The sequence below is a fragment of the Pseudomonas sp. M2(2023) genome, assembly GCF_030263955.1.
Lineage (GTDB): Bacteria > Pseudomonadota > Gammaproteobacteria > Pseudomonadales > Pseudomonadaceae > Aquipseudomonas > Aquipseudomonas asiatica.
The window spans coordinates 5,397,519-5,408,236 of the sequence record NZ_CP127114.1 but is presented as its reverse complement, the minus strand read 5'-3'; the positions used below and the strand labels follow the sequence as shown (position 1 = coordinate 5,408,236).

The 10,718-nt window shown below is 61.9% G+C and carries 12 protein-coding genes and 1 tRNA gene; 5 read left to right on the top strand and 8 right to left on the bottom strand.

Annotated elements, in window-relative coordinates; all coding sequences use genetic code 11:
- The first annotated feature begins 14 nt into the window (after positions 1-14).
- Positions 15-647, top strand: a complete 633-nt coding sequence (locus tag QN085_RS24775) for a LysE family transporter (RefSeq protein WP_015268551.1) — start codon at positions 15-17, stop codon at positions 645-647.
- A 48-nt stretch (positions 648-695) separates the two neighbouring features.
- Here QN085_RS24775 and QN085_RS24770 read toward each other — a convergent pair whose 3' ends face one another.
- Both QN085_RS24770 and QN085_RS24765 read right to left on the bottom strand, forming a co-directional pair.
- Positions 696-1,448, bottom strand: coding sequence for a slipin family protein (locus QN085_RS24770; protein WP_015268552.1), 753 nt, complete (start codon positions 1,446-1,448; stop codon positions 696-698).
- Positions 1,449-1,450: 2 nt separating this feature from the next.
- Positions 1,451-2,797, bottom strand: coding sequence for an NfeD family protein (locus QN085_RS24765; protein WP_041506341.1), 1,347 nt, complete (start codon positions 2,795-2,797; stop codon positions 1,451-1,453).
- Between the two features lie 98 nt (positions 2,798-2,895).
- Between QN085_RS24765 and QN085_RS24760 the strand changes: the two genes are divergently transcribed.
- The 3 genes from QN085_RS24760 (at position 2,896) to QN085_RS24750 (ending at position 4,365) form a co-directional block, all read left to right on the top strand.
- Entirely contained in the window at positions 2,896-3,354 is a 459-nt protein-coding gene (locus tag QN085_RS24760; RefSeq protein ID WP_003260230.1) for an aminoacyl-tRNA deacylase, read from the top strand.
- 60 nt (positions 3,355-3,414) lie between these two features.
- A complete protein-coding gene (locus QN085_RS24755) occupies positions 3,415-3,657 on the top strand; it encodes a DUF2789 domain-containing protein (protein ID WP_003260231.1) in 243 nt (80 codons plus the stop codon).
- Positions 3,658-3,726: 69 nt separating this feature from the next.
- On the top strand, positions 3,727-4,365 hold the full coding sequence (locus QN085_RS24750; protein ID WP_023661301.1) for a hypothetical protein: 639 nt from the start codon (positions 3,727-3,729) through the stop codon (positions 4,363-4,365).
- 6 nt (positions 4,366-4,371) lie between these two features.
- On the opposite strand, the gene QN085_RS24745 is transcribed toward QN085_RS24750, so the two are convergent.
- The 6 genes from QN085_RS24745 to QN085_RS24720 all read right to left on the bottom strand — a co-directional run bounded on the left by QN085_RS24745 (position 4,372) and on the right by QN085_RS24720 (position 8,728).
- Positions 4,372-4,809, bottom strand: a complete 438-nt coding sequence (locus tag QN085_RS24745; protein ID WP_003260233.1) for a CBS domain-containing protein — start codon at positions 4,807-4,809, stop codon at positions 4,372-4,374.
- Between the two features lie 294 nt (positions 4,810-5,103).
- A complete protein-coding gene (locus QN085_RS24740) occupies positions 5,104-6,834 on the bottom strand; it encodes a dipeptidase (RefSeq protein WP_023661300.1) in 1,731 nt (576 codons plus the stop codon).
- A 174-nt stretch (positions 6,835-7,008) separates the two neighbouring features.
- The gene (locus QN085_RS24735; RefSeq protein WP_023661299.1) at positions 7,009-7,332 is read right to left on the bottom strand and encodes a hypothetical protein; all 324 of its coding nucleotides are present in this window, start codon (positions 7,330-7,332) and stop codon (positions 7,009-7,011) included.
- Between the two features lie 56 nt (positions 7,333-7,388).
- The gene (locus tag QN085_RS24730) at positions 7,389-7,919 is read right to left on the bottom strand and encodes a DUF5384 family protein (RefSeq protein ID WP_041506342.1); all 531 of its coding nucleotides are present in this window, start codon (positions 7,917-7,919) and stop codon (positions 7,389-7,391) included.
- An 11-nt stretch (positions 7,920-7,930) separates the two neighbouring features.
- Positions 7,931-8,434, bottom strand: a complete 504-nt coding sequence (locus QN085_RS24725) for a hypothetical protein (RefSeq protein ID WP_015268561.1) — start codon at positions 8,432-8,434, stop codon at positions 7,931-7,933.
- Positions 8,435-8,651: 217 nt separating this feature from the next.
- Positions 8,652-8,728 (bottom strand) — tRNA-Arg (locus QN085_RS24720).
- A gap of 474 nt (positions 8,729-9,202) precedes the next feature.
- On the opposite strand from QN085_RS24720, the gene gabD reads away from it, so the two are divergent.
- Complete coding sequence (gene gabD, locus QN085_RS24715; RefSeq protein WP_015268576.1) at positions 9,203-10,645, top strand: NADP-dependent succinate-semialdehyde dehydrogenase; 1,443 nt, start codon at positions 9,203-9,205, stop codon at positions 10,643-10,645.
- Positions 10,646-10,718 lie beyond the last annotated feature (73 nt).

The window sequence follows — 10,718 nt, the reverse complement described above, 5'->3', positions numbered from 1 at the left end:
GAGCGAGGTGTGTGATGTCGATGGAAGTGTGGTTGGGCTTCTTTGCCGCCTGTTGGGTGATCAGCCTTTCACCCGGCGCCGGGGCGATTGCCTCGATGTCCAGTGGCCTGCAATACGGTTTTTGGCGTGGTTACTGGAACGCCCTGGGCCTGCAACTGGGCCTGATCCTGCAGATCGCCATCATCGCCGCCGGCGTCGGCGCTGTTCTGGCTGCCTCGGCCACGGCGTTCCAGATCATCAAATGGTTCGGTGTCGCCTACCTTGTCTACCTGGCCTACAAACAGTGGCGTGCGCTGCCCTTGGACATGAGCGATGAATCCGCCGTGCGTCCGATCGGCAAACCGCTTAGCCTGGTGTTCCGTGGTTTCCTGGTCAACGTCAGCAACCCCAAGGCGCTGGTGTTCATGCTGGCGGTGCTGCCGCAGTTCATCAATCCGCATGAACCGCTGTTGCCCCAGTATGTGGCGATCACCGTGACCATGGTCGCCGTGGATATGCTGGTGATGGCGGGGTATACCGGGTTGGCTGCGCGGGTGTTGCGCCTGCTGCGTACGCCCAAACAGCAGAAGCGTTTGAACCGGACTTTCGCCGGGTTGTTCATTGGCGCGGCCACCTTCCTGGCGACTCTGCGTCGCGCGCCAGTCTGACAGACCGTATGTAGGCCATTCGCGGGCTTGCCCGCGAATGGGCCACCTCTATTTCTGCTTGTCCACCAGCCCCTTGAGCAAATCCACCGGCAGTGGAAAGACGATGGTCGAGCTCTTGTCCCCGGCAATCGTCCCCAGCGTCTGCATGTAGCGCAACTGCATCGCCCCTGGCTCCTTGCTCAGCATCTGCGCCGCCTGCATCAACTTCTCCGACGCCTGCAACTCACCCTCGGCATGGATCACCTTGGCCCGCCTTTCACGCTCGGCCTCGGCCTGGCGGGCAATGGCGCGCACCATCGATTCGTTGAGATCGACGTGCTTGATCTCGACGTTGGCCACCTTGATACCCCAGGCATCGGTCTGTGCATCGAGCACCTGGCGAATGTCCGAGTTCAGTTGCTCGCGTTCGGCCAACAGTTCATCCAGTTCGTGCTTGCCGAGCACCGCGCGCAGCGTGGTCTGGGCCAGCTGGCTGGTCGCCACGAGGAAATCTTCGACCTGGATGATCGCCTTCTGCGGGTCGAGCACTCGGAAGTAGAGCACGGCGTTGACCTTGACCGAGACGTTGTCGCGGGTGATCACATCCTGAGGTGGTACATCCAGCACCACGGTGCGCAGGTCGACCCGCACCATTTGCTGGATTACCGGGATCAGCAGGATCAGCCCCGGCCCCTTCACCTGCCAGAAGCGCCCCAGTTGGAACACCACGCCGCGCTCGTATTCACGCAGGATGCGGAACGCCGACAGCAACAGCATCGCCAGCACGATCAGCACCGCGCCGAAGCCCAATTGCATGAACATGGTCATTCTCCTTGCGCCGCGGGCGCGGCGGCGCTCACTTCCAGCATGACGCCATGGCGCGCGGTCACCCGCACGTTCTGGCCCGCTTGCAGTGGCGTTGCACACTGCGCCTGCCATTGCTCGCCCTGGGCCAGCACAAAGCCACAGAACGGGTTGCCCGCCATCACCTGTGTGACGGTGACCAGGCTGCCGACCAGGCCGGCGTCACCGCTGACCAGCGCCCGTCGGCGGGCCTTGAGGGCCATGCCCAGCACGCCGCCGATCAGCAGCGCCGAGAACACCGCCAGGATGCCGATCAGGGTCAACGGGATACCGAAACCGGGGGCGTCAGTGTCGATCAGGATCAGCGCGCCGACCACGAAGGCGACAATGCCGCCAAAGCCGACCACGCCGAAACTGGGCAGAAAGGCTTCGGCAATCATGAAGGCGATGCCGAGCAATATCAGCGCCACCCCGGCGAAGCTCACCGGCAACAGCTGCAGGGCATATAGCGCCAGCAGCAGGCATATACCGCCGATCACGCCGCCGACCGTCGAGCCGGGATTCATGAATTCGAACAGCAGGCCGTACACACCGATCATGATCAGAATCAGCGCCACGCTGGGGTTGGTGATGACTGCGAGCACCCGTGTGCGCCAGTCCGGCAGGTGCTCGATGAGGCTGGCGCCGGCAGTCTGCAGTTGCTGGGGCTGGCCAGCGACAGTGAGCGTTTTGCCATCGAGCTTGTGCAGCAGGTCACTCAGGTCATCGGCCATCAGGTCGATAACGTCAAGCCTCAAGGCCTCGCTGGCGGACAGGCTGACCGCCTCGCGCACGGCCTTCTCCGCCCAGTCGGCATTGCGCCCGCGCAGCTGCGCCAGGCCACGGATGTAGGCTGCCGCATCGTTGACCTGCTTGCGCGCGAGGGTATCGTCATCGCTGCCTTTGGCCTTGTCATCCTTGGGCGTGCCTGGCGGAGCACCGACCTGCACGGGGGTTGCGGCCCCCAGGTTGGTACCGGGCGCCATGGCCGCGACATGGCTGGCATAGAGGATGTAAGTGCCGGCGCTGGCGGCGCGGGCTCCGCTGGGGGCGACGAAGGTTGCGACCGGCACTGGGCTGGCGAGAATCGCCTTGATCATCTGGCGCATGGCGCTGTCCAGCCCGCCCGGGGTGTCCATGCGGATAACCACCAGTTGTGCACCCTGTGCCTTGGCCTGGTCGAGGCTGCGCACCAGGTAGTCGGCGCTGGCAGGGCCGATGGCGTCATCGACACCCAATACCCAGACTGCACCAGGCGCTCCCTGACCGCCTGGCGTGATACCAAGCAGCAACAGCAGCAATAGCCAGCGCCAGCAGCGGGCGATCACCTGTCGTCACCTCGTTTGCCTCTATTGCACAAGTTTAGCCCTGCCTGCTGGTACCCGGCCTAAAATTGGAAATTGGGGGGCGAAACCGGAGGTGCATCATGCGTATGGCAAAGACCCTGCAGGATCGCCTGGACAAGGCCAACTGCGATTACGACATCATTCCCCATCCACATTCGGCCACCAGCCTGGAGTCGGCCCGTACGGCCGGCGTGCCCGCCGAGCGGGTCGCCAAGTCGGTGATGCTCGATGACCGTCATGGCAACTACATCATGGCCGTGCTACCGGCCAACCGGCATCTGGACATGACCAAGGTGCGCATGTCCGGGGCCTGGCAACTGACCCGTGAAAGCGGCCTGCCGAGCCTGTTCGGCGACTGCGAGCGCGGTGCCGTACCGGCGCTGGGCGATGCCTACCAGATAAAGATGCTGCTTGATTCGAGTCTTACCCGCCAAGGCGATGTCTATCTGGAGGCGGGTGATCACGATCACCTGATCCACATGAGCATGGAGCAATATCTGAAGCTGGTGCCGCGCGCCGAAGTGCGTGAGCTCAGCTGATGCTCTCAACCCATGCCGGGCCGGCATCGTCGACGACCGGTCTGGCGACGAGGAGGAACCATGGATAATACGATTCATCCTTTGTCTGAGATTTTCAAACAGCTGGGGCTGTCTGACGATCCGGTCGATATCGACCGTTTCATCACCACCCATTCGCCGCTCGATGACGATATAAAGCTGGTTGATGCGCCTTTCTGGAGCGATTCCCAGCGCGATTTCCTGAAAGAGAAGTACATCGCTGATGACGATTGGATTCCGATGATCGACCAACTGAACGAGGCGCTGCACCTGCGCAAAAAATAAAGCGCCGAGTGGTGCCTGACGAGTGATTGGCCGTTGCTATGCTCAGGAAAACAACAAGGGGATAGCGCGATGAAAGATCCCTACGCACCGGGCTTCTGGTGCTCCGTGACGATCCTGGGCACGTTGACGGCCAGTTATTTCTACGGCATACGGCAAACGCAACAGATGAACCAGGCAGTGCACTTCCTGTATGCCGCTGCCGCTGTCACCGTGGCGGTTGCACTGGTGGCGCTGACCTGGATCGCCTGGCAGCAATTGCACCTGAACAAGCGCGAGGTGGTGCAGGGGCGAACGTTGCTGACCATCTGGAACACCAAAGTTGCGCTGCGCCGCGTCGAGACGGTGTTCGACCGCTACTTCTGGGGCAGCTACTGGCATTCGGGGCGCACCTTCGAAGAGGTCATGGGCGAGCTCAAGGGCACGCCGCTGGAGCAGAGCCTGGATGCCCTGAAACGCCAGTGCCGGTTGCTTGACCGCGAAGTCCATGACCACCATCACCACTGGCTGGCCAATGCCCGCGACCTGTCCAGCGTGGCCCAGGCCATGGCCCGTGAACGCTACCAGCTGGATCTGGGCGAACCAACCCGCAGCGGCAACGGCAACACTGCCGTGCTCAATCGGGATCTGGAAGTGCTGGTGTACACCTGGTCGGCGCGCCTGCGCAGCTTCGACCATCAGCTGGACGAACTGGAGCGCGCCTACCATTGAGGCGCTTCATTCACCGCGGATGTATTGCTCCAGTTTCAGGATCAGGTTTGCCTGTTCGGCGATGGTTTCCTTGACCAGGTCACCGATCGACAGCAGGCCGAGCAGCTCGCCATTGCTGACCACCGGCAGGTGGCGCAGGTGGCGGTTGGTCATCAGGTTCATGCAGTACTCGAGGTTCTGCTTCGGTTCCACGGTGACCACCGGCGCACTCATGATCTCGCGCACAGGGGTGGCGGCGGACGAGCGGCCCTTGAGTACCAGCTTGCGCGCATAGTCCCGTTCACTGACGATACCCACCACCTGGTTGGCCTCGACCACCGGGAGTGCACCGACGTTTTTTTCCGCCAGCATTTTCAGTGCGTCGAGTACCGAGTCATCCGGGCCGATGGTGTACACGGTCTGATGCTGGGACTTGGTCTTGAGGATTTGTTCGACGGTCTTCATACGGGCCTCTGCTGGGAAAAAGCGATGTCTCGGAGTAAATAAAGCATCCGGCACGGCGCTCTGCACGGCAATGCAGGAAACGGCATCGAGTCGATTGAAAAACGTCATGAATTGTCGCCTGTGCCGGCCTATTCGCGGCTAAAGCCGCTCCCACAGGGTGGGAGCAACTGTCTTGTGTTGCCTGTACTGGCCTCATCGCCGGCAAGCCAGCTCCCACAGGGATAGCGCCTGGCTCGAGGCCGATGCGGTCGAGGTGGGAGCGGCTTTAGCCGCGAAGAGGCCGGTAGAGTTGGCTCAGAGCTTCGGCATCTGCCCGATCCGCGCCACCATCTCACTCACCACCTGCAAGTCCAGCATGAACTGCTCCACGGTCTTGAACTCGTTGTCGTTGTGCCCGGTGTACTTCACATCCGGCATGGCCAGGCCGAACTGCACGCCGTTAGGCAGGTCGTGTACCGAGGTGGCGCCCGCCGAGGTACCGAACTCGTGCTTCATGCCCAGGCTCTCGGTGGCCACGTCAAGCAAGGCCTTGACCCATTCGCCCTCGGGGTTGCGGTACATCGGCTCGTCCAGGCTGTATTCGAAGGCCACCGAGGTATGGCTCTGCCGGGTCCATTTACCCAGCTTGTCAGCCAGTTCGTCCTTGATCGTGGCGATTGGCTTGCCTTTCGGAATGCGCAGGTTCACCGCTAGTTTCAGGCCTTTTTCATCCACCCCGACAAAGGTCAGCGAGGCGGTCAGAGGGCCCATGAACGAATCCTTGAAGGCCACGCCGAGCTTGTTGCCCAGGTAGTCCAGGCCCCAGTTGTCGGCGGCATAGCGGGCGGCATCGGTGAAGTGGTTGTGCTTGAGCGGCACATCCTTGCCCAGGCCGTTGATGAAACCAAGCATGCGCGCCACCGGGTTGACCCCGGACTCCGGCTCCGAAGAGTGGGCGGAAACGCCGGTCACGGTGAGCAACACCTGCTTGCCATCGGCCTTGGCAGCGATGCTGAAGTCGCCGCCATTGCGCTTCACGTAATCGGCGCCGGCTTTTTCCAGCTGGCTGGCCAGCTTCGCCGGGTTGTCGGTGACCAGGGTCGCGACCGAGGTTGTCGGGATCTGGTTGGTGGCCAGGCCGCCGGTCAGGTTGACGATCTCGGCACCCTTGCCACTGGCCTGGCGCTTACGGAAGCTGGCCATGATCGTACCGTAGCCTTTCTCGGCGATGACCACCGGGTAGCCGCCATCGAGGGCCAGGTTGTAGTCGGGCGTGGGGTTGCGCTCGAAGTAGTAGGGGATGGCATCACCGCTGGTTTCTTCAGTGGTGTCGATCAGCAGCTTGAACTGGCGGGCCAGCGGCAGGTTCTCGTCCTTGGCCACTTTCAGCGCGTACATCGCCACGACAATGCCGTTCTTGTCGTCTTCGGTGCCGCGGCCGTACATGCGGTCACCGACCAGGGTGACCTTGAACGGGTCCAGGCGCGTGCCATCGGCCAGCTTCCAGTTGTCCGGGTTGACCGGCACGACGTCGGCGTGGGCATGGATGCCGACCACTTCCTTGCCGCTGCCCAGCGAAATCTCGTACACCCGGTTGTCGATATTGCGGAAAGCCAGGCCGAAGCTGTCGGCCAGGGCCTTGATCTTGTCGGCGATCCTGAGGAACTCGGGGTTCTCGTGCTGCGGCGTGCCTTCGACGTTGAAGGTGGGGATGGCCACCAGTTCACGCAGGGTTTCGCTGGCAGCCTTGCCGTACTTGATGCGGGTATACAGGCCGAGCAGGCGGTTGATCTCGTTCTGCTGCTCGGCGGCCAATGGCTTGCCGGCCAGGTAGGCATCCAGGGTCGCCGCGAGGTTGTCGGCCTTGGCCAGGTCGCTGCCTTTGAGCTTGCCGAGGAACTGCTTGAAGTCGCTTGGGTCGCTGCCGTCGAAGGCTTTGACGATGGCCGCGGACTGCTGCTGGGTAAGGTTGGCCTGTGCCGGTTGGGTGAACAGGCCGATGCTGGCCAGCAGCAGGGTGGTGGCGGTAAGTTTTTTCAGGTGCATGGTTGTGCGCATTCCTTCGCCAATCATTGTTGTGGGTTACCCGTCGGGAAACGGGAAGACGCCCACGCTAACACCAATGACCCGTGGCACGGGAGTGCCAGAAACGCGACATGTCGCACAAACGAAAAAGCCCCGGGCGCGTTGCCGGGGCCTTTCCAGTGCTTCCAACGGTGATTACAGCCCGTTGGGCAGGAACCTCGTGGCACCGCTGACATCGTCGATCTTCTTGATGCGGAAGGCCTTGATGCAGGTTTCGTTGCGGGTATTGCTGTCCGGGCAGTATTGCTGGACGAAGTCGTTGAAGGCCATGTCCTGGCCATTCACGCTGAGGACGCGCTTGAAGTACTCGCCCTGGATGCCCTGCGCCTGACGCGATGCGGTCATTTCCTGGTCTACGACCAGGCGACCGTGCAGGTCGACGATGGGGAACTTGGCTTCTTCCTGCAGGCAGCCGCTCAGCAGCAGGCCGGCCGTGGCCAGCATGATCAGACGTAGCATGATGTTGTCTCTGCAACGGGCAGCCCGGCCGGCGGGCCGGGACTGCACCTGGATGGTTACTCGCCGAACAGGCTGCCGGCGCGCTTCACTTCGGCCTTGCCGGAATCCTCGAGCAGCGACTTGGCGCCCGAGGTGACGTTGCGTGCGGAGTCGGCATTGGACTGGATCACGTCGGTGCGTGCGGCGCTGTCGCGCAGTTCGGCATCGATGTAATCGTTGGCGCGGGCGACCTTTGCCTTTTTCGCTTGCAGGGCCAGGCGGCGCTCTTCCAGCTCCAGCGCACGCAGGTCGTCCTCGTAGGCTTCTTCGCGGGTCTGCACGCGCTTGCGCTCGGCTGCTTGCGCCTGCTGTTTCTCGGCGGCACGCTGCGCGGAGGCACGTTGGGCCGCTGCGCGCTGCTGGCGGGCAGCAGCTTCGCGAGCTTCGGCGCGCTGCTCGGCGGCGGCGGCCTGGCGCAGGCGTTCGGTTTCCAGAGCGGCTTCGGATTGCTTGGTCTGCTGTTCGATCTGGTAGAGCTGATCGAACTGGCCTGCCATGGCAGTGGCGGCAGACAGTGCGAGGGCGGTGCCCAGAACAATGTGCTTCATGTGCTCAGGCCTCAGCTCTTTTTCGGATCTGGGCAGGTCGCATTTGGCTGGATGCGGGTTTCGTTGGAGATGGTCATGACCATCAGGGAGATGCCCCCCACTTCGAAATCGCACGGGCGGCCAACCTGGGCGGAGGTGTAGATCTTGCCGTTTTCCGAGTAGCCGATCAGTACGCCAGGCACCAGCGAGGTATCGCTGACCAGGGATCCTGCCAGTGCGCCGGCGCCACCGCCTGCCACGCCGCCGATGATCGCGGTGTCCTTGTTGTGGCCTGCACCCAGCGCCGCGCCACCCAGCGCACCCAGTACACCACCCACCATCATTGCGGCTTTCTGGTTCTTCTCGTTGCTGACCTTGATCTTGGTCGGCGAGACCGTGATGATTTTCACAGTCTTGGCTTCCTGCTGGGTGTTTACCTGGCTGGCATCGAACACATCGGATTGGTATTGCTCACCGGTCGCCTGGCAACCCACGAGGGTGGCGGCGATGGTCAAGGCCAGACAGTGTTTCAGCATTTTCATTCCTGATTCCCTGGAGGGTATGGTTAACCTTGCGACGATCCATCTGAAGGATGAGGCATAATGCCACTATTCTAGGCGGATGGATCTAACCAGGTAAAGCCATCAGGACTAAAGCCAGCTTCAGTGAGCGCCAAACGAAATAACGCGAGCAGGGCCGACACTGTCTTGCAGAAACGACAAAGCCCGCGCAAGGCGGGCTTTGTGAGGGGTATGGCGCACTCGGCGGGATTCGAACCCACGACCCCTGCCTTCGGAGGGCAGTACTCTATCCAGCTGAGCTACGAGTGCAACGCGCACGCATGATACCCATCTGATCCGATGGCGTCCATCGCCTTGATCTGTAGCTGTTTTTACTTTCTGCCGCGAAGAGGGCGAAGTGCGGCGCGGGAGCCTGGAGGGGAGGTGCTGGTGGCGCTGAGGGTGCACAGTCGACAACCAGGTAGCATGGGTTACCGGGCCCTGCTAATCGACAAGGCGTTCTGATTCATCCCTTCCTGCAAGGCCGTCGGTCCTCCCATCTCATTTCCTACAGCTCGGTCGTCTAACCTGTATTGGCCTCTTCTTCGTGGGCAGGCCCGCGAAGAGGCCCGTTGCCATTATGCAAATGATGAAATTTCCGCCAGGGTGTTCAACCATTCGTTCTTTTTTTCGAACAGCCTATTGTCCAACACCCCAGCAGCCGCTTAGCATTCGTTTGAGATTTCAAACGCTCGATGCCCTGCCTTGGGCGCTTTTCAACAATCAACAATTCGGGAAGCCGACATGCAGCTCAAAGACGCTCAGTTGTTCCGCCAGCAAGCCTACATCAATGGTGAGTGGCTGGATGCGGACAACGGCCAGACCATCAAGGTCACCAACCCGGCCACTGGTGAAGTCATCGGTACCGTGCCGAAGATGGGCACCGCGGAAACCCGCCGCGCCATCGAAGCCGCCGACAAGGCCCTGCCGGCCTGGCGTGCCCTGACCGCCAAGGAGCGTTCGGCCAAGCTGCGTCGCTGGTTCGAACTGATGATCGAGAACCAGGACGACCTGGCTCGCCTGATGACCACCGAACAAGGCAAGCCGCTGGCCGAAGCCAAGGGCGAAATCGCCTACGCTGCCTCGTTCATCGAGTGGTTCGCCGAAGAAGCCAAGCGTGTCTACGGTGACACCATCCCGGGCCACCAGCCAGACAAGCGCCTGATCGTCATCAAGCAGCCAATCGGTGTTACCGCGGCCATCACCCCGTGGAACTTCCCGGCCGCCATGATCACCCGTAAAGCCGGCCCGGCCCTGGCCGCTGGCTGCACCATGGTACTCAAGCCTGCCTCGCAGACTCCATACTCCGCCCTGGCCCTGGTCGAGCTGGCCCACCGTGCCGGCATCCCGGCTGGCGTGCTGAGCGTGGTTACCGGCAGCGCTGGCGAAGTTGGCGGTGAACTGACCGGCAACTCCCTGGTCCGCAAGCTGTCCTTCACCGGCTCGACCGAAATCGGTCGCCAGCTGATGGAAGAATGCGCCAAGGACATCAAGAAGGTTTCCTTGGAGCTGGGTGGCAACGCCCCGTTCATCGTGTTCGACGACGCCGACCTGGACAAGGCGGTCGAGGGCGCGATCATCTCCAAGTACCGCAATAACGGCCAGACCTGCGTCTGCGCCAACCGTATCTACGTGCAGGACGGCGTCTACGACGCGTTCGCCCAGAAGCTGGCCGCCGCTGTTGCCAAGCTGAAGATCGGTAACGGCCTGGAAGAAGGCACCACCACTGGCCCGCTGATCGACGGCAAGGCAGTCGCCAAGGTCCAGGAACATATCGAAGACGCCGTAGGCAAAGGCGCCAAGGTACTGTCCGGTGGCAAGATCATCGAAGGCAACTTCTTCGAGCCGACCATTCTGGTCGACGTACCGAAGACCGCTGCCGTCGCCAAGGAAGAGACCTTCGGCCCGCTGGCGCCGCTGTTCCGCTTCAAGGACGAGGCCGAAGTCATCGCCATGTCCAACGACACCGAGTTTGGTCTGGCCTCGTACTTCTACGCCCGCGACATGAGCCGTGTGTTCCGTGTTGCCGAAGCCCTGGAATACGGCATGGTAGGTATCAACACCGGCCTGATCTCCAACGAAGTGGCACCGTTCGGTGGCATCAAGGCTTCGGGCCTGGGCCGCGAAGGTTCCAAGTACGGTATCGAGGACTACCTCGAAATCAAATACCTGTGCATCAGCGTCTGATAGCACGGTAAAGGCTTTACCTCTGCCAGCGGGGCGCGAGAGCGACGTCTCGCTGGCCTTTTTTACATCGCAG

Coding starts and splice junctions, on each gene's coding strand:
- QN085_RS24755 (WP_003260231.1), top strand. CDS start 3,415: ATGGATAATACGATTCATCCTTTGTCTGAGATTTTCAAACAGCTGGGG.
- QN085_RS24745 (WP_003260233.1), bottom strand. CDS start 4,809: ATGAAGACCGTCGAACAAATCCTCAAGACCAAGTCCCAGCATCAGACC.
- QN085_RS24730 (WP_041506342.1), bottom strand. CDS start 7,919: ATGAAGCACATTGTTCTGGGCACCGCCCTCGCACTGTCTGCCGCCACT.
- QN085_RS24760 (WP_003260230.1), top strand. CDS start 2,896: ATGCGTATGGCAAAGACCCTGCAGGATCGCCTGGACAAGGCCAACTGC.
- QN085_RS24770 (WP_015268552.1), bottom strand. CDS start 1,448: ATGTTCATGCAATTGGGCTTCGGCGCGGTGCTGATCGTGCTGGCGATG.
- QN085_RS24735 (WP_023661299.1), bottom strand. CDS start 7,332: ATGCTACGTCTGATCATGCTGGCCACGGCCGGCCTGCTGCTGAGCGGC.
- QN085_RS24740 (WP_023661300.1), bottom strand. CDS start 6,834: ATGCACCTGAAAAAACTTACCGCCACCACCCTGCTGCTGGCCAGCATC.
- QN085_RS24775 (WP_015268551.1), top strand. CDS start 15: ATGTCGATGGAAGTGTGGTTGGGCTTCTTTGCCGCCTGTTGGGTGATC.
- QN085_RS24750 (WP_023661301.1), top strand. CDS start 3,727: ATGAAAGATCCCTACGCACCGGGCTTCTGGTGCTCCGTGACGATCCTG.
- gabD (WP_015268576.1), top strand. CDS start 9,203: ATGCAGCTCAAAGACGCTCAGTTGTTCCGCCAGCAAGCCTACATCAAT.
- QN085_RS24725 (WP_015268561.1), bottom strand. CDS start 8,434: ATGCTGAAACACTGTCTGGCCTTGACCATCGCCGCCACCCTCGTGGGT.